The organism is Kitasatospora griseola, from assembly GCF_044999035.1.
GTDB lineage: Bacteria > Actinomycetota > Actinomycetes > Streptomycetales > Streptomycetaceae > Kitasatospora > Kitasatospora griseola.
Map to the genome: position 1 here is coordinate 5,338,734 of NZ_CP173360.1, position 17,122 is coordinate 5,355,855.

The 17,122-nt window shown below is 73.5% G+C and carries 19 protein-coding genes and 1 pseudogene; 13 read left to right on the forward strand and 7 right to left on the reverse strand.

The annotated features are described in order from the left end of the window. Positions 1-9 precede the first annotated feature (9 nt). The gene (locus tag ACI1MP_RS24275) at positions 10-972 is read right to left on the reverse strand and encodes a transglycosylase SLT domain-containing protein (protein WP_404869461.1); all 963 of its coding nucleotides are present in this window, start codon (positions 970-972) and stop codon (positions 10-12) included. Positions 973-1,165: 193 nt separating this feature from the next. Between ACI1MP_RS24275 and ACI1MP_RS24280 the strand changes: the two genes are divergently transcribed. Then, complete coding sequence (locus ACI1MP_RS24280) at positions 1,166-1,705, forward strand: DinB family protein (protein WP_380341049.1); 540 nt, start codon at positions 1,166-1,168, stop codon at positions 1,703-1,705. Here the strand turns inward: ACI1MP_RS24280 and ACI1MP_RS24285 are convergent. Further along, positions 1,693-2,814: a DUF2332 domain-containing protein gene (locus tag ACI1MP_RS24285; RefSeq protein WP_404869462.1), complete on the reverse strand. Its 1,122-nt coding sequence runs from the start codon at positions 2,812-2,814 to the stop codon at positions 1,693-1,695. The two genes, ACI1MP_RS24280 and ACI1MP_RS24285, sit on opposite strands and share 13 nt — an antisense overlap. Positions 2,815-3,072: 258 nt before the next feature. Beyond that, entirely contained in the window at positions 3,073-3,525 is a 453-nt protein-coding gene (locus ACI1MP_RS24290) for a hypothetical protein (protein ID WP_100588609.1), read from the reverse strand. Between the two features lie 240 nt (positions 3,526-3,765). On the opposite strand from ACI1MP_RS24290, the pseudogene ACI1MP_RS24295 reads away from it, so the two are divergent. Next, positions 3,766-4,803 (forward strand): annotated as a pseudogene (locus ACI1MP_RS24295) (cation diffusion facilitator family transporter). A gap of 123 nt (positions 4,804-4,926) precedes the next feature. On the opposite strand, the gene ACI1MP_RS24300 reads toward ACI1MP_RS24295, so the two are convergent. Further along, positions 4,927-5,466, reverse strand: a complete 540-nt coding sequence (locus tag ACI1MP_RS24300; protein ID WP_404869463.1) for a hypothetical protein — start codon at positions 5,464-5,466, stop codon at positions 4,927-4,929. A 316-nt stretch (positions 5,467-5,782) separates the two neighbouring features. On the opposite strand from ACI1MP_RS24300, the gene ACI1MP_RS24305 reads away from it, so the two are divergent. Then, positions 5,783-6,805: a hypothetical protein gene (locus ACI1MP_RS24305; RefSeq protein ID WP_404869464.1), complete on the forward strand. Its 1,023-nt coding sequence runs from the start codon at positions 5,783-5,785 to the stop codon at positions 6,803-6,805. A gap of 22 nt (positions 6,806-6,827) precedes the next feature. Here ACI1MP_RS24305 and ACI1MP_RS24310 read toward each other — a convergent pair whose 3' ends face one another. Together ACI1MP_RS24310 and ACI1MP_RS24315 are read right to left on the reverse strand one after the other, a co-directional pair. Next, complete coding sequence (locus ACI1MP_RS24310) at positions 6,828-7,418, reverse strand: isochorismatase family protein (RefSeq protein ID WP_100588612.1); 591 nt, start codon at positions 7,416-7,418, stop codon at positions 6,828-6,830. A 124-nt stretch (positions 7,419-7,542) separates the two neighbouring features. Further along, complete coding sequence (locus ACI1MP_RS24315; protein WP_404869465.1) at positions 7,543-8,856, reverse strand: nicotinate phosphoribosyltransferase; 1,314 nt, start codon at positions 8,854-8,856, stop codon at positions 7,543-7,545. Positions 8,857-9,000: 144 nt separating this feature from the next. Here ACI1MP_RS24315 and clpS point away from each other — a divergent pair, with 144 nt between their 5' ends. The 9 genes from clpS to ACI1MP_RS24360 all read left to right on the forward strand — a co-directional run bounded on the left by clpS (position 9,001) and on the right by ACI1MP_RS24360 (position 15,106). Next, the gene (gene clpS, locus ACI1MP_RS24320; protein ID WP_043914156.1) at positions 9,001-9,294 is read left to right on the forward strand and encodes an ATP-dependent Clp protease adapter ClpS; all 294 of its coding nucleotides are present in this window, start codon (positions 9,001-9,003) and stop codon (positions 9,292-9,294) included. A gap of 43 nt (positions 9,295-9,337) precedes the next feature. Continuing rightward, positions 9,338-9,913 carry a DUF2017 domain-containing protein gene (locus tag ACI1MP_RS24325; protein WP_404869466.1) on the forward strand — a complete coding sequence of 192 codons (576 nt, stop codon included), beginning with the start codon at positions 9,338-9,340 and terminating at the stop codon, positions 9,911-9,913. Positions 9,914-10,071: 158 nt separating this feature from the next. Continuing rightward, a complete protein-coding gene (locus ACI1MP_RS24330) occupies positions 10,072-11,511 on the forward strand; it encodes an amino acid permease (RefSeq protein ID WP_380341034.1) in 1,440 nt (479 codons plus the stop codon). 22 nt (positions 11,512-11,533) lie between these two features. After that, positions 11,534-11,965 (forward strand): Mov34/MPN/PAD-1 family protein, encoded by a 432-nt coding sequence (locus ACI1MP_RS24335; protein WP_100588615.1) that lies wholly within the window; start codon positions 11,534-11,536, stop codon positions 11,963-11,965. A gap of 140 nt (positions 11,966-12,105) precedes the next feature. Next, entirely contained in the window at positions 12,106-12,219 is a 114-nt protein-coding gene (locus ACI1MP_RS24340) for a putative leader peptide (RefSeq protein WP_327063407.1), read from the forward strand. Between the two features lie 119 nt (positions 12,220-12,338). Continuing rightward, a complete protein-coding gene (locus tag ACI1MP_RS24345; protein WP_043914151.1) occupies positions 12,339-12,617 on the forward strand; it encodes a MoaD/ThiS family protein in 279 nt (92 codons plus the stop codon). 187 nt (positions 12,618-12,804) lie between these two features. Beyond that, positions 12,805-13,773 (forward strand): PLP-dependent cysteine synthase family protein, encoded by a 969-nt coding sequence (locus ACI1MP_RS24350; RefSeq protein WP_043914150.1) that lies wholly within the window; start codon positions 12,805-12,807, stop codon positions 13,771-13,773. A 232-nt stretch (positions 13,774-14,005) separates the two neighbouring features. Further along, positions 14,006-14,194: a MerR family DNA-binding transcriptional regulator gene (locus ACI1MP_RS24355; protein WP_100588616.1), complete on the forward strand. Its 189-nt coding sequence runs from the start codon at positions 14,006-14,008 to the stop codon at positions 14,192-14,194. Between the two features lie 159 nt (positions 14,195-14,353). After that, entirely contained in the window at positions 14,354-15,106 is a 753-nt protein-coding gene (locus tag ACI1MP_RS24360; protein ID WP_100588617.1) for an MBL fold metallo-hydrolase, read from the forward strand. Here ACI1MP_RS24360 and ACI1MP_RS24365 read toward each other — a convergent pair. Then, positions 15,094-16,026 (reverse strand): branched-chain amino acid transaminase, encoded by a 933-nt coding sequence (locus tag ACI1MP_RS24365; protein WP_404869467.1) that lies wholly within the window; start codon positions 16,024-16,026, stop codon positions 15,094-15,096. The genes ACI1MP_RS24360 and ACI1MP_RS24365 overlap by 13 nt on opposite strands. A 141-nt stretch (positions 16,027-16,167) precedes the next feature. Here ACI1MP_RS24365 and ACI1MP_RS24370 point away from each other — a divergent pair, with 141 nt between their 5' ends. Further along, entirely contained in the window at positions 16,168-17,115 is a 948-nt protein-coding gene (locus tag ACI1MP_RS24370) for a LuxR C-terminal-related transcriptional regulator (RefSeq protein ID WP_404869468.1), read from the forward strand. Positions 17,116-17,122 lie beyond the last annotated feature (7 nt).

Genomic DNA, 17,122 nt, shown 5'->3' on the forward strand with positions numbered 1-17,122 from the left:
AGGGGCTGATCAGCCGGCGGTGGTCCAGGGGGCCTTGCTCATCAAGGCCTTCACGTTGGCGACGTACGACGGGTTCGGGATGACGGACTGGCCGACCTGGGCGCCGGTGGCGGGGTCGGTGGTGAGGTTGTAGTGGACGTTGCCCGCGCCGGCGTTGTAGGCGGCGATGACCAGGTCGAGCAGCGGGGTCTTGCCGCTGACGGGGTCGGGGGAGAGGTCGTAGTCGCCGCCGAAGCAGGAGTCGCCGTAGTAGGCGACCAGCCAGTCGAGGTACTCGGTGCCGAGTTGGACGTTGCCGGCGAGGGTGTGGACGTCGGCGGTGTTGTTGTACTTGGCGTTCATGGTGGAGACGGTGCCGGGCATGATCTGCATGGTGCCGATGCCGCCGTCGCAGGCGAGGATCGCGGACTGCCAGCCGCTCTCCTGCCAGGCGATCGCCTTGACCAGGGCGGCGGGCAGCGGCGGGAGGGTGTCGGCGGTGCGACCGCCGGACGGGGTGCCGAGGGTGAAGGTGCGGGTCCTGCCCGCGGCGGCGGTGAGCGCGTCGTTGACGGCGGACTTGGGCTCGTTGGCGCCGGTGTAGGACGGCTTGCAGGAGCTCTGCAGCGGCGGGGTGTGCGGCGGTACGGCGGGCGGCGGGGGCGCGACGGGGCCGGCCTTGGCGACGGGGGCGGGGGCCGCGGACGGCGGGCGGCTCGCGGTGCGGGTCGGAGTGGCGCTGCGGGACGGCTTCGGGCTGTCCGAGGCGCCGGGCGCGGCGGAGGCCGGCGGCGTGGCGGACGTGGACGCGGATGCGGAGCCGGACGGCGAGGCGTCGGCCGTCGGGCCGGGCGACAGTTCCGCCGCGGCGCCGGCCGCCGTCCGGCGGTCGTTGTTCGACGTCGACTTCTTGGCGCAGCCGGCGACCGGGGCCAGGACGGCGGCGGCCGACAGCAGGCAGATCGCGGCGCGCACCGGAGTGCGGACAGTCATGGAATCCCCCCATATGTGTACGAGCGATCCGTCCGCCGCAAGGCGGATCGGTCCGCGAGACGGGGGCATGCTACGCCCTCTCCCCGGAGCGGACTGCTCACGGGTCGTCAGCCGGCCGGGTGGCGGGATCTCGACGACCGGTGGCGGTGGCGCCCCTGGTGGGGCGGGGGAGGGGCGGGCGATGCTGGGGCACATGATGATCCCTGACACCAAGGACTGGACCTGGGTGCTCGAGCGCCCCTGCACGGAGTGCGGTCTGGACACCCCGTCGGTCGGCTTCGAGCGGATCCCGGGCATGGTCCGGGCGAACGCGGCGTCCTGGACGGGGCTGCTGGCGGGCGATCCGGCGGCGCTGCGGGAGCGCCCGCGGCCGGAGGTGTGGTCGGCGCTGGAGTACGCCTGCCACGTGCGGGACGTGTTCCGGCGGTGCGACGCGCGGCTGGCGCGGATGCTGACCGAGGACACTCCGCTGTTCGCCAACTGGGACCAGGACGCGACCGCCGTCGAGGAGCGCTACGGCGAGCAGGACCCGGCCGCGGTCTCGGTCGAACTCGCCGCTGCCGCCGAGCAGTTCGCGCGTTCGCTGGAGGCCGCGCCGGACGCCGCCCGGCCGCGCGCCGGGGTGCGCAGCGACGGCGCCCGGTTCACCGTGGAGTCCTTCGCCCGCTACGTGCTCCACGACCCGGTGCACCACCGCTACGACGTCACCGGCGAGCAGCATCAGGGCAGTTGATCGACCGCCAGGGCCGGGTCGCCGGGCTCCAGGGTCCACGCGGGCAGGCCGTGCGGCATCGCCTCGGCGAGCACCGTGGTGGGCCCGGCGCCGAGTCGGGCGGTGAGCAGGAAGCGGTGGCCGGGGCCGACCCGGCGCGGTTCCAGGGCGAGGTGGACGAACGGCGCGGACGGGCCGGACGCGGCCGCCAGGCGCTCCAACTCGGCTTCCACGGACCGCCATTCCTCGGCGGGGACGTACTGGCGCATGATCGAGTGCCAGACCACGGTGAGCGTGCCGTCGGCGAGGCGGACGTCGCGCAGGAAGGCGGCCGCGCCGATCGGTTCGACCGGGGCGGGGAGCCGGGCGGCGAGCGCGAGGGCGCCGTTCAGCCGTTCCAGTCGCGGGAGTTGGTCCGCCCACAGGTAGGCGCGCAGGGCGAGGGCGCCGTCGGCCGAGCGCGGGTCGATCGGCGTCGGGTCGCAGCCGCGCCGCTCCACCACCCGCTGCAGCGGCGCGTCCCGCAGCCAGGCGGGCGGCTCGCCCTGCCAGGCGTCGGCGAGCACCACGGGCGAGTCCGGCGGCCCGTACGCGAACCCGGGGGAGACGCAACGGAACTGCTCGGCAAGGAGGTTGAGGCCCGCGCTGGAGCCGAGTTCGTGCAGCCGGACCGGCAGTTGCGCGGTGTCGGGGGAGGCCTGGGCGAGTCGGTGCCGGGCCCAGGCCAGGCCGGTGAGCAGCAGGTTGGCGCGGCCGACCTCGTTGGTCTGCGGCGGGCGGGTGAGCCACTCGCGGATCCACGGCAGGTGGTCGGCGACGGTGGCGCGGAAGGCCGGCCAGGGGGCGTCCGGGTCGGCGGGGTCGAAGGCGCCGCCCGCACTGGGGTAGTGGGCGGCGAGTCCGGGCGCCCGGCCGGAGATCACCAGGGCGTGGACGGCGCCGAGCAGGCGCAGCGCGACGGCCGACGGCCCGGGGGCGTCCTCGTGGCCGGCGATCGCCGCGGCGCACGGGCCGCCCGCGGCCAGGTCCTCGGCGGCCCGGCGCAGCAGGGCGGCGGACAGCGGGGAGCCGAGCTCCGCGCAGGCCTCGGCCTGGTGCCGGAACATGGCCACGGCATGGTCGATGGACATCTCTGGAGCTCCTCCGTCCTGGGCTGACATCACGTCATCCTTCGCCGCCGGGAGGGCCCTCGGTAGCGCGCCGGGCGGTGATTTCGCTCACGGACGGTACGGGTGCGACCGGCGCGGACGCCCTGCACGCCGCGTACGGACGCGCGCCCGGGCGGCCGAGGCAGTTCAGGGGCGCACGATCTTCCCCGCGCGCCGGGTCCGGGGCCGCACGCCACCCGGCCGACACCACACTGTCGGGGCACCCGGTCACCGGTCCGGTCACCGGTCGGTGGTGCGCCACCGATGGGTCTGCCGGAGCTGGCTGGTGATGCTGGCGGTGTCGACGCCGACCACGTCGGCGATCTCGGGCGTGGCCAGGCCGACCACGTAGTGCAGGATCGCCAGGTCCTCCTCCGCGTCGACGTCCGGGCGCAGCCGCTCGGCGCCGGCCAGCGCGTGCTGCTCGGTGACGGTGTCGCGAAGGATCTGCCAGGCCGCGGCGGCGGGGTTGGGGCTCTCCAGCACGGCGGGCCAGACCTGGGCCAGTTCGGTCAGGGCGAGCCGGACCACTTGGTGGGCGGCGGCGGGCTCCTGGAACCAGACCCGGGCGTAGCTCCGGTACCGCGGCTCGTGCAGCTCGCAGAACGCCGCGAACTCGACGGAGACGCGGGGCAGTTCGACGGACCGATCAGCACATGCCGAGTCCGCGGCCGGGACATGACGGTCGGTCACATCAGCTGCCTCTCGATCTGGGTCCGGACGGGGAGCGTCAACGCTCACTCTAGGCCCTCGGGCGGGTGCTGTGGGTGACAAGTCTGCTGAGATGCCCGGGTTCGGCCCCGCGCCCGCGCGTTGTGTGACGGCCCGTCAACAACGGTCGCCCGCGGGACGCGGTTGCGAGCGCGTCGCACCTGGTCGGAGACGGTGGATCGGCAGTGGCTGCAGGGCAGTTGGTGTGCCACCGTAGGCCTCATGGGTGAACGCGGAAACGGCATCGGGGCTCACCTCCACGGGCGAAACCCGGACCACGGGCATGACCACCATCACACATCGGACCGGCAGCACCCCCACGAACACGCACACCGACACGCGCACCCCCACCAGCACGCGCACCCGCACGGGCGCCCCCGCCGGAGCGGCCTCGGCCACCGCCCGGCGCACCTGCTGCGGCCGCACTCGCACGCCGCCGCCGACCGGGTCGACCCGGCTCTGGAGTCCTCGGCGGAGGGCTTGCGCGCGCTGTGGGTCTCGCTGCTGGTGCTCGGTCTCACCGCCTCGTGCAGGCGGTGATCGCGGTGTTGTCGGGCTCGGTGGCGCTGCTCGGCGACACCGTGCACAACGCCGCCGACGCGCTGACCGCCGTCCCGCTGGGCGTGGCGTTCCTGCTCGGCCGGCGGGCGGCGAACCGCCGCTTCACGTAGGGGTACGGGCGGGCGGGGGACCAGGCGGGCGTCGCGGTGGTGCTGGACAGGCCCTGGCGGCGTCCTCGCCGGTCGCGGGCTGGACGGCGGTGGAACGGCTGCTGCACCCGCAGCCGGGGCGGCCGTCGCGGGGTGCGCCGGCAACGAGTGGGTGGCCCGCCACCGGATCGCCGCCGGGCGGCGGCTCGGCTCGGCGGCGCTGGTCGCGGACGGCCTGCGCGCCCGCACCGACGGGCCGACCTCGCCGGCGGTGCTGCTCGGCGCGGCCGGCAGCGCGCCGCTGCCGGGCGGTACGGCGCGCGAGGTGGGCCGACGGCTGATGGACGCCGTCGACCCGGCCCCGGTGGACGCGGCGGAACGGGAACCGGCCGCCGTGGACGGGGTGCGCGGGGTGCGCGGGGTGGGTGCGGTGCGGATGCGCCGGATCGGGCACGCGCTGCGCGCCGAGGCGGAGGTGGTGGTGGACCGCACCCTGACAGTGGTGGCCGGCCATCAGGTGGCGGTGGCCGCCGAGCGGGCGCTGGTCCGCGCCGTCCCCCGACTGCCGGCATCCACCGTCCACATCGACCACGCTCCGGCGGAGGTCTGAACCTCTCCGGGAGCCGGGCGTCCGGCCCCGAATCGGCCCCGATCAGCGCCCCGCCGGGCTGACGATGCGTCAAAAACCGCCCCAGGGAGCCCGGAAGGGCTCCCTGGCGACCTCGTGGGGCGGTCAGTGGACCTCGGGGCCACCCGCCTTCCGAACGGGCCGCAGAGCGGCACTGGAGCCCTCGGCCCGGATTCCGGGCTCGACGGCGTTCCGTGCGCCGGCCTGCGCGGCTGCCTGCGCGGCGGCCTCGGCCGCGGCCTCCGCGGCCGCCGCCTCGGCGGCCCTGGCGGCGGCGGCCACGCTGTCGGGCTCGCGGCGCGACTGCTCGGGAATGCCGGCGGTGCGGCGGATCCGGCCGGTCTCCTCGGCGGTCTCGCGGGCGGCCAGGTAGGCCTGCACCGCGGCGATCCCGTACACCGGCTGGATCAGCTGGTGGCCTTTGAAGAACGGCCGCGCGGGGGCGAACCCGGCGGCCGTGACCAGCTCGCGGATCTCGGTTATCTCCTCTTCGCTGCGCGCCGTGAAACGGACTTCCCAGCCCTTCTTGTACGCACGTCCGTCCTCTCCGCCGCGCCGGGCGGGATCGGGTTGGCGGACGTAGCCGGGCAGGCGGCCGAGGCGCAGTCTGGCGGCGCGCTGGGCGGATGACTCGTCGCGGGACATGAGCCTGATGGTAGGCAATTCGGGACGCCCGCCGACGCCGCGGGGCGTTCCGGAGCGTGTGGGATCGATCACGGTCGGTCAGATCGCGCAGGTCGGCGGGCCGGGTCCGACCGGATCGAAATCTGTGTTGATCCAATGAAAATCGGATTGTAGGCGGTAAGTCCGACCTGATCCGACATTGGTTCGAACGTCCGATCCGCCGAATGGGTGAGGGTATGAGGACTTTAGTGCAGGGCAGTCCCGGTTTGACGACGGTTGGGTAACAGGTGGTCAGGTCCGGAGTCGGGTGTCGGAGGCGAGGGGGAATGTGGTCGGTATGAGCTACCGGATTCCGCAGCAGCCCACCTCTCTCGAAGAGCTCGCCCGCCGCCAGCAGAATGTGGTGACGGCCAGTCAATTGCGCACCCGGGGCGTGCCGGCCCGCCTGGTGAGCGAACACTGCCGGCAGGGCGGTCCGTGGCAGCGGCTGCTGCCACGGGTGTACCTGCTGCAGGAGGGTCCGCCGACCCCGGAGCAACGGATGTGGGCGGCGCTGCTGTACGCGGCGCAGAACGGCCGGGCCGAGGGCGGCCGGGAGCGCGCGGTGATCACCGGGGCGGCGGCGCTGGCGCTGTACGGGTTCGTGTCGACGCCGCGGCTGCCCGCGGTGCTCGGGGTGGAGGTGCTGGTGCCCCGGCAGCGCCGGCTGCGGGACGCCGGGCAGGTCCGGATCCGGCGCACCGAAAGGGAGTTGGAGGCGCGCGAGGTGCACGGGCTGGCCTGCGCGCCGGTCGCCCGGGCGGTGGCGGACGCGATCCGAGAGTGGTCCGAGGAGGGTGCGTTCGAGGGCGGCCGGGTCGCCCCGGGGGTGCTGCGGGCGGTGCTGCGCGAGGCGGTGGAGCGGGAGGGCGGCAGCGCGGCCGGGCTGCTGGCCGAGCTGACCGAAGCGGACCTGCTGGTTGAGCCGCGGGTGCGCGCGGCGGTGGACGAACTGCTGGCCGCACAACGGGAGTCGACGCTGGCCGCGCTGGTGGAGCTGGCCGTCGGGCGGGGCCTGCCGTTGCCGCTGCCGGGCCCCGAGCTGCGGATGCGCGGCGGGACGTACGTCGCGGTGCCGGACCTGTTCTGGCCGGAGGCGGCGGTCGCGGTGGAGGTGGACTCCGAGGTGCGCTGCGTCAGCGAGGGCGAGGCGGCCTGGGTGCGGGCCGGGCAGCACCGGATGGAGTACCTGGGCGTGCGCGTGGTGTACGTCGGCTCGGCCCGGCTCGCCGCCGAACGGGACGCGGTCGGCGACGAGTTGGCCGAGGCCTACCGGATCGGCGGCGAGGACGTGGTGGCGCTGGTGGTCACCGAGCGCTGAACGGAGGCAGTGTGACGCTCCGTCAGGAGCGGACCACCGGAGTGCCGTTCAACTCGACGCCCGCGGCGCGCAGTTCGTCCAGCGCCGCGCTGGTGGTGGCGGGCGCGACACCGGCCGTCAGGTCGAGCAGGACGCGGGTGGCGAAGCCCTCCCGGGCGGCGTCCAGGGCGGTGGCGCGGACGCAGTGGTCGGTGGCGATGCCGACCACGTCGACGTCGGTGACGCCGCGTTCGTTCAGCCACTCGGCGAGGGTGCCGCCGTGCTCGTCGAGGCCCTCGAAGCCGCTGTAGGCGGCGGCGAACGCGCCCTTGGAGAACACCGCCTCGATCGCGCCGGAGGTCACCGAGGGTGCGAAGTTGGGGTGGAAGCCCACGCCTTCGGTGCCGGCCACGCAGTGCGCGGGCCAGGAGCGGACGTAGTCGGGTTCGGCGGCGAAGTGCGCGCCGGGCTCGATGTGGTGGTCGCGGGTGGCGACGATGTGGGCGTAGCCGGGGGCGGAGTCGGCGATCAGGTCGGTGATCGCGGCCGCGACCTCGGCCCCGCCGGCGACGGGAAGGCTGCCGCCTTCGCAGAAGTCGTTCTGCACGTCGACGACGATCAGGGCCCGGTGCATGGCTGGTCTTCTCTCGTTGGGTGGTGCGGTCCGGAGCCGGGGGGTCTCGGCCGCGCGGGTGGGCGGGGGGAGGGACGGTGGGGCGGTTGGCACTCTAGGGAGTGCCGGGCGGCGGCGGAAGGGCTCAGCCGGTGTGCCGCTCGGTGCCGATCACCGGCTCGCCGCGGGACAGCTGGGTGGCGGACAGCGGCAGCGCGGCGCGGGCGCGGCGGTGGCGTTCGCGGGCGGCGTCCAGCGATTCGCGGCCGACCACCTCGCCGGCGGTGATCAGCGGGACGTGCAGCAGGTGCGGTTCCAGTTCGGCGGGCACCGGGCCGGTGCCGACCACCTCGGCCTCGGCGACGCCGTCGGCGTCGGGGCGGCGGGCGGCCCACTTGCGGCCGCCGATGCTGGTCTTGCCGCCGGCCGAGCGCTTGGCGACCGGGACGAGTTCGCCGCCGCCGGCGGATTCGCGGGCGACCAGCTTGTAGACCATCGCGCAGGTCGGGTGGCCGCTGCCGGTGACCAGGCTGGTGCCGACGCCGTAGCCGTTCACGGGGGCGGCGGCCAGCGCGGCGATGGCGTACTCGTCGAGGTCGGAGGTGACGATGATCTTCGTGCCGGTGGCGCCGAGCTCGTCGAGCTGACGGCGGACCCGGTGGGCGAGCAGGGTCAGGTCGCCGGAGTCGATCCGGACGGCGCCCAGGTCGGGGCCGGCCACCTCGACGGCGGTGCGGACCGCCTCGGCGAGGTCGTAGGTGTCGACCAGCAGCGTGGTGGCGCGGCCCATCGACTCGATCTGCGCGGTGAAGGCGTCCTTCTCGCTGTCGTGCAGCAGGGTGAAGGCGTGGGCGGCGGTGCCGGTGGTCGGGATGCCGTAGGTGAAGCCGGCCTCCAGGTCGGAGGTGGCGGAGAAGCCCGCCAGGTAGGCGGCCCGGGCGGCGGCGACGGCGGCCTGCTCGTGGGCGCGCCGGGCGCCCATCTCGATCACCGGGCGGTCCCCGGCGGCGGCGGTCATCCGGGACGCCGCGGCGGCGATCGCCGAGTCGTGGTTGAGGATCGACAGGATCACCGTCTCCAGGATCACCGCCTCGGCGAAGCTGCCCTCGACGGTCAGCAGCGGTGAGCCGGGGAAGTACACCTCGCCCTCGGGGTAGCCGTGGATGTCACCGGTGAAGCGGTAGTCGGCGAGGTAGCGCAGCGTGTCCTCGTCCACCACCCGCTGGTCGGCGAGCCAGTCGAGCTGCGGCGTGGTGAACCGGAAGCTCTCCACGGCGTCCAGCACCCGGCCGGTGCCTGCCAGCACGCCGTAGCGGCGGCCGTTCGGCAGGCGGCGGGTGAACACCTCGAAGACCGAGCGGCGGTGCGCGGCGCCGCTGCGCAGGGCGGCCTGCAGCATGGTCAGCTCGTAGCGGTCGGTGAGCAGCGCGGAGCTGCGCTGCGCGGTGATGGCGTCCATGGGAATGATGCTACTACCACTTAGCGTCAGAGTGACGATTTCCCCTCCGGGTCACGTGTCGGGCGACCCTGATTCGCTCCGGAGTCCCTCGGATGGAAGCATGGGCGGAGGGGGAAGATCGAGGTCGACGAGGAGAGACGGACTGTGAGTGTCGCGCCGGTGGAGATCGAGCGCCCGGAAGTGGAGGGGGTTCCGGTCACGGAGCCGGACACTCCCTGGGTGACCATCGTCCACAACGACCCGGTCAACCTGATGACCTACGTGCAGTACGTCTTCCAGAGCTACTTCGGCTACCCGAAGGACAAGGCGCGCCAGTTGATGATGGACGTGCACACCAAGGGGCGGGCGGTGGTCTCCAGCGGCACCCGCGAGGAGATGGAGCGCGACGTGCAGGCGATGCACGGCTACGGCCTGTGGGCCACCCTGCAGCACGACTGACGGCCCGTCACCCACCGATCCACGAGGGACTGATCCGAAACACATGGCCGGTTTGTTCGAGAGCGCCGCGAGCGGCGGCGCGGCGATCCCGCTGGACGAGTTCGAGGCCTCCATCCTGCGCTCGCTGGAAGTGCAGATGCTGGAGCTGATCGGCCCGCCGCCCGGCGGGGAGCACGAGGACCCGCTGGCGGCGCTGTTCGCCGAGGGTCCCAGCGAGGCGCCCGGGGACCCGGCGCTGCTGCGGCTGTTCCCCGACGCGTACGGCGGCCCGGGCGCGCCGAAGGACCCGCAGGCCGCCGAGATGGCCTCCGAGTTCCGTCGCTACACCGAGCTGGACCTGCGGGCCCGCAAGCGCGAGGACGCCCTCGCGGTGGTGCGGGCGCTGGACGGCCTCGGCGGCGAGGGCGGCGTGGTCGCGGTCGGCGCGGGGGACTGCCCGCGCTGGCTGGGCGCGCTCAACGACCTGCGGCTGACCCTGGGCTCCCGGCTGGAGGTCAGCGAGGAGGACGACGGCGGCCTCTACGACCTGCCGGAGAGCGACCCGCGCAAGCCGCTGGTGATCGCCTACCTGTGGCTGGGCGCGATGCAGGAGAGCCTGCTGGAGGCGATGGCGGGCTGAGCCGCTCGGCCGCCCAATTCGTTCATATGGTCGGATTGCCCCACTGACGCCCGTACTCGGGCGGTTGTGGGGCTTTTCGCGTGATTGACTCGACCTCCCGAGGGAGCGGGGGCGCGCCGGCCGGCCGGTCGGCGCGGACCGGGAGGCGAGGCGGGCAGATGGCACACGAGGCGAACGAGGAGACCGACTCCGTCCCCGACGAGGAGGGCTACGAGCGGGGTCTCGGCAGCCGGCAGATCCAGATGATCGCGATCGGCGGCGCGATCGGCACCGGCCTGTTCCTCGGCGCGGGAACCGCCATCTCCAAGGCCGGCCCGAGCCTGCTGCTCGACTACGCGGTGGCCGGCCTGGTGATCTTCGTGATCATGCGGGCGCTCGGCGAACTGCTCACCTACCGCCCGGTGTCGGGCAGCTTCGCCGAGTACGCCCGGGAGTTCCTCGGCCCGTTCGCCGGCTTCGTCACCGGCTGGACGTACTGGCTGTTCTGGGTGGTCACCGGCATGGCCGAGACCACCGCCGCCGCCGTCTACGTGCGGTTCTGGGAGCCGGGCGTCCCGCAGTGGGGGACGGCGCTGGTGTTCCTGGTGCTGCTCTACGCCGCCAACCTGATCTCGGTGAAGCTGTTCGGCGAGATCGAGTTCTGGTTCTCCATGGTCAAGGTCACCGCGATCGTCGGCATGATCCTGATCGGCATCGGTGTGCTGGTCTTCGGCTTCTCCGCCGCCGGCGACACCGCCTCGATCACCCACCTGTGGAACGACGGAGGCTTCTTCCCCAAGGGCTTCGGCGCCACCGTGATGTCCCTCCAGATCGTCATGTTCGCCTACTTGGGCGTGGAGTTGGTCGGCGTCACCGCGGGCGAGAGCGAGAACCCGGAGAAGACCCTGCCGCGGGCGATCAACACCCTGCCGGTGCGGATCGCGCTGTTCTACGTCGGCGCCCTGCTGATCATCCTGTCGCTGGTGCCGTGGTCCGAGTTCGAGCCCGGCGTCAGCCCGTTCGTCGCCGCCTTCGGCAAGGTCGGCATCCCCGCGGCGGCCGGCATCATCAACTTCGTGGTGCTCACCGCGGCGCTGTCCTCGTGCAACTCCGGGATGTACTCCACCGGCCGGATGCTGCGCGACCTGGCGCTGCGCCGGCTCGCCCCCGGCCGGCTCACCCGGCTGACCGCCAGCCGCACCCCCGCCGCCGCGATCACCGTCTCCTGCCTGCTGATGGGCGCCGGCGTGGTGCTCAACTACCTCGTCCCGGAGCGGGCGTTCGAGTACATCACCTCGGTCGCCACCGTCTGCGGACTGTGGACCTGGGGAGTCATCCTGGCCAGCCAGCTGCGCTACCACGCCGCCTGGAAGGCCGGCCGGCTGCCCGCGCCGACCTTCCGCGCGCCCGGCGGCAGTTGGACCCGCTGGCTGGCGCTGGCCTTCCTGGTGCTGGTCCTGGTGCTGATCGCGCTCGACCCGACCGCCCGGATCTCGCTGTACGTCTTCCCGGTCTGGGCGCTGGTGCTGATCGTCGGCTACCGGATGATCGGCCGCCGCGACCCGGGCGCCGTGCACGGCGATCCGCACTCCCACCTGCACGCCGGAAGCGGCGATTGACCGCTCGCTTATCCTGGCCCGCATGCTGACCATCACCCGAGAACTGCGCGACCGCATGGTCGCCCACGCCCGCGCCGATCACCCGGACGAGGCGTGCGGCGTGATCGCCGGACCGGCCGGCACCGGCCGGCCCGAGCGGTTCATTCCGATGCTCAACGCGGCCCGCTCGCCCACCTTCTACGAGTTCGACTCCGGTGACCTGCTGAAGCTCTACCGCGAGATGGACGACCTGGACGAGGAGCCGGTGGTGATCTACCACTCGCACACCGCCACCGAGGCCTACCCGTCCCGCACCGACGTGAGCTACGCGTCCGAACCGTTCGCCCACTACGTGCTCGTCTCCACCGCCGAGGGCACCGGCGAGGACGATCCCTACCAGTTCCGGTCGTTCCGCATCGTGGACGGCATGATCACGGAGGAAGACGTCCAGGTGGTCGAGGCCTACCAGCTCTGAACCCCACTGCCCCCCCGACGGGCCCGTTTCTGCTGCGCAGCGCGTGGTGGGCGGGCCCGTTTCTCAATGGCCGGGACGGGGCCGACCGGATGCTGAGACCACCATGTCAAAAAGGGGCCGGGAATCTATACGATGAGTCCATGCGTTCCGTCGATGTGAGCATTCAGGCCCCAGGCATCCGCCTCGTGGCACGCCTGCACGTCGACCTGTGCCGACTCGCCAGCGCGATCTGTCCCGGCACTGCCGCGCACTGACCGGCAGAGCCCTGACGGCAAGCCCTCTCCACCTTCCTGCTCCGGCCGCCCCGGGGCCCTTCCCCCCTGCCGCGCCCCGTCGGCCCGGCAACCCGAAACCACTTCACAGGAGCGCAGCCATGGCCATCGAGGTCCGCATCCCGACCATCCTCCGCACCTACACCGACGGCGCCAAGGCCGTCGACGGCAACGGCGCCAACCTCGGGGAGCTGTTCACCGACCTCGACGTCCGCCACCCCGGCATCGCCGCCCGCCTGCTGGACGGCGGCGAGCTGCGCCGCTTCGTCAACGTCTACCTGAACGACGAGGACGTCCGCTTCCTGGACGGCGTGGCCACCGAGCTGGCCGACGGCGACAGCGTCACCATCCTGCCCGCCGTGGCCGGCGGTATGAAGTAGGGGACAACGACGGCCAGGGGCGGCGTCGCGTGCCGACAGCCGTCGCCCGGCCGCACGTCCCTCGTCGCGCGCAGCGCCGCCGCCCACTCCTCCCCAGCCCGGCGGCTGGGGGGTGCCCGCACACGATGCACGCCCGGGCCCGGCTCTCGCCCCGCTCCTTCTTCCACCCCTGACCGTCGGAGGCCCCATGCGTTACGACAGCCCGATCGAGGCCGTCGGCAACACCCCGCTGGTGCGGCTGCCGCGGCTGTCCGCCGCCGTGCCCGGCAATGACGACGGCCTGGTCACGCTGTGGGCCAAGCTGGAGGACCGCAACCCCACCGGTTCGATCAAGGACCGCCCGGCGCTGCACATGATCGAGCGCGCCGAGGCAGACGGGCGGCTCACCCCGGGCTGCACCGTCCTGGAGCCGACCAGCGGCAACACCGGCATCTCGCTCGCCATGGCGGCCAAGCTCAAGGGCTACCGGATGGTCTGCGTGATGCCGGAGAACACCAGCGAGGAACGCCGCGAACTGCTGCGGATGTGGGGCGCGGAGATCATCCCCTCGCCGGCCGCCGGCGGCTCCAACACCGCGGTGCGGATGGCCAAGGAGATCGCCGCCGAGCACCCCGACTGGGTGATGCTCTACCAGTACGGCAACCCGGACAACGCCGGTGCGCACTACCACGGCACCGGCCCGGAGATCCTCGCCGACCTGCCCACCGTCACCCACTTCGTGGCGGGCCTGGGCACCACCGGCACCCTGATGGGCGTCGGCCGGTACCTGCGCGAGAAGGTGCCGGGCGTGCAGATCGTCGCCGCCGAGCCGCGGTACGACGACCTGGTGTACGGCCTGCGCAACCTCGACGAGGGCTTCGTCCCCGAGCTGTACGACGCCGAGGTGCTGACCACCCGGTTCTCGGTCGGCTCCGCCGACGCGGTCGCCCGGACCCGTGAACTGCTCCAGCAGGAAGGCATCTTCGCGGGCGTCTCCACCGGTGCGATCCTGCACGCCGCGATCGGAGTGGCCCGCAAGGCGGCCCGGTCGGGCGAGCGGGCGGACGTGGTCTTCGTGGTCGCCGACGGCGGCTGGAAGTACCTGTCCACCGGCATCTACACCGCCGAGTCCACCGAGGCGGCGGTCGAGGCACTGCAGGGCCAGCTCTGGGCCTGACGAAACGTCAACCCGACGGCGCGGCACCCTTTTCGGGGGCCGCGCCGTCGGCGTTCGTGCGGTGGGACGGTCGGATCATCGGCCTGCTGTGACATCCCGGTCTTTGTCCGTTCCCGGTGACCGCTCTGTCACGGAACCGCCACCGCCGCCTGTCGTGCACCCGCCGGGCGCACCCGCCCCCGAGGCTGACGGCGCACCGCTTGGTTCACCGTCACCGTGGAGGTGGGCACCCATGCCCGGCCGGAAGCTCTGGTCCTACGTCGAGATCGCCCGTCACATCGGCGTGCAGGCCGAGACCGTCCGCCACTACAAGCGTCACGGCCTGCTCCCGCACCCCGACCGGCTGGACCCCGAAGGCCGCCCCCGCTGGTACCCGCAGACCATCCGGCACTGGGCCAGGGCCCGCCCCGGGCGGCGCTGAGAGGCCCCGCCCCGTCCTGGTGATTCCGCCCACAGCGCGGCACGGGAGAGGGGGCAAAGTGCCGCCCGGCCCTTACCCTCGACACTCAAAGAACCCGCTCCGCCCCCGGCGGCGCGGGCGGCCGCGGACGATGGCCCGACGGGGCGGGAAGGGCTCGGCATGAAACTGACCGTGGTGGGGTGCTCGGGGAGCTTCCCGTCCGTGGACTCCCCGTGCTCCAGCTACCTGGTGGAGGCCGACGGCTACCGCCTGGTCGTCGACCTCGGCAACGGCGCCCTCGGCAATCTGCAGAAGCACACCGGCCTGTACGAGGTGGACGCGGTGCTGCTCAGCCACCTGCACGCCGACCACTGCATCGACCTGTGCGCCTACTGGGTGGCCCGCAACTACCGGGTCGAGGGCTGCCCCGAGCCGCTGCCCGTCTACGGCCCGACCGGCACCGCGGAACGCCTGGCCCGCGCCTACGACATGCCCGAGAAGCCCGGCATGACCGAGGTCTTCGACTTCCGCGACCTCGCCGACGGCGCCCGCCTGCAACTCGGCCCGCTCACCGTCACCGCGGCCCTGGTCAACCACCTGGACTCCGAGGCGTACGGCTTCCGGATCGAGCACGGCGGCCGCAGCGTGGTCTACTCCGGCGACACCGGCATCTGCCCGGACCTGGTCGAACTCGCCCGCGGCACCGACCTGTTCCTGTGCGAGGCGGCCTACACCCACGGCAAGGAGACCTTCGACTCCATCCACCTCAACGGCCGCCAGGCCGGCGAGCACGCCGCCCGGGCCGGCGCCAAACGCCTGGTGCTGACGCACATCCCGCCATGGACCGACGCCGAACGCAACCGCCGCGACGCCGCCGCCGTCTATCCCGGCCCGGTCGACCTGGCCCGGGCCGGAGCCGCCTACGAACTGTGAGCCGGCGAGCGGTGGACCGGCGTCAGCCAGTGCCGGTACCGGGCGTCCTCGCCGTGCACCGCGGCCCGGTACGCCTGCGCCAACTGCTTCGTCAACTCGCCCTCGTGCGAAGGTAGTTCGCGATTGTCCAGGGAGCCGACCGGGACCACTCCGGCGGCCGTCCCGGAGATGAACACCTCGTCCGCCGCGTACAGGTCCGACCGCAGCAGCGGCTCGATCCGGACCTCCGCCCCCAGGTCGCGGGCCAGCGTCAGCAGGGTGTCCTGGGTGATCCCCTCCAACGCCCCCGCGCTGGCCGGAGTCGTCCGCAGCACGCCGTCGCGCACCACGAACACGTTCTCCGAACTGCACTCGCCGACCGTCCCGTCCGGGGCCAGCAGCAGCGCCTCGTCGAAACCGGCGTCGGTCGCCTCCCGGCGGGCCAGCGCCGAGTTCAGGTACGGGCCGGTCGCCTTCGCCGCCGGGGGAACGGAGTTGGGGTCGGTGCGCCGCCAACTGCTGGTCATCAGTCGCAGCCCGCGCCCCTCCGGCAGGTAGGCCGGCCACTCCCAGGACGCGATCGACACGCTGGTGGGGGAGTGGCGCATGTCCAGCCCCATCGAGCCGTACCCCAGGAACGCCAAGTGCCGCAGGTAGCACTCCCGGTGGCCGTTCGCCGCCACCAGCGCCACCGTCGCCGCCGCCAACTCCTCTGCCGAGTGCGGCAGTTCCATCCTCAGCATGCGGGCGCTGCGGTCCAGTCGGGCCAGGTGCTCGGGCAGCCGGAACACCGCCGGCCCGTCGGCCGTCGCGAACACCCGGGTGCCCTCCAGCACCCCGGTGCCGTAGTGCAGCGCATGGCTGAGCACATGGACGCGGGCCTCGTGCCAGGGCACCAGCGCGCCGTCGAACCAGATCACGGAAGACTCGGGAATCGCCATGCCGCCATCCTGGCCAGCCCGAACGCCCCCGCGAAGGCCTCCGGGCCCGCCGGATCGGGCCATGGCCGCGACCGGCGCAGTCGTCTCGGATGGTGGAACTGCGGCGTCCGCCCACCGGTCGCGGGCCTAGGCTCCGGAAGGGTGGAGACCAGCACCGCCCTGTACGCCCGCCTGCTCGCCGACCCCGGCTGTCCACTGGACCGGCTGCGCGAGGAACTCGGGTGCGAGGAGGGCGAGTTCGCCCGGGCGCTGGACGGCCTGCGCACCCTCGGACTGCTGGAGGCGACCACCGCCACCGCGAGCGGCGTGGCCGCCGTCTCCGTCGACACCGCCGTCCGCCACCTGCTCGCCGACTCCGACCACCGCCTCACCGCGCTGCTCGGCGAGGCCCGCCGCACCCACGAGCGGGTCGAGCACCTGCACCGCCACTACCTGCCGCTGCGCACCGCCGCCGCCCACGCACTGGTCCGCGGCCCCGACCGGATCGCCGCCCTGCTGGAGGACGCCGCCCGGGCCGCCCGCACCGAGGCGCTGTCGCTGCGCCCCGGCCAGGACCAGTCCGAGACCGGCCTCGCCGAGAAGCTCGCCCGCGAACGGATCGCGCTCGCCCACCGGGTGGCGCTGCGCACCATCTACCCCGCCGCCGCACTCCAGCAGTCGACCGTGCTCGCCCACGTCCAGGCGCTCACCGCCGCGGGTGCGAGCATCCGGGTCGCGCACACGCTGCCGCTCTGGCTGATCGTGGTCGACTCCCACCTCGCCGTCCTGCCCGCGCCCGGCGAGCCGCCCGGCACCGCGGCGGTGGTGGTGCGCGATCCGGCGGTGGTGTCGGTGGTCCGCGAGCTCTTCGAGCACTTCTGGGCGGCGAGTTGGGTTCCGCCCGCGCTACTGGGCCGTGCGGCGCCCGACGACCGGCACCGGGAGGTGCTGCGGCTGCTGGCGGCGGGGCTCACGGATCAGGCGATCGGGCGGAAGCTGGAGATCTCCGACCGGACGGTGCGGAGGCTGGTCGCGGATCTGACGGCGGCGCTGGGAGCGCAGTCGCGGTTCCAGGCGGGAGTTCACGCTTCGAGGCTGGGGTGGATCTGAGGGGCGC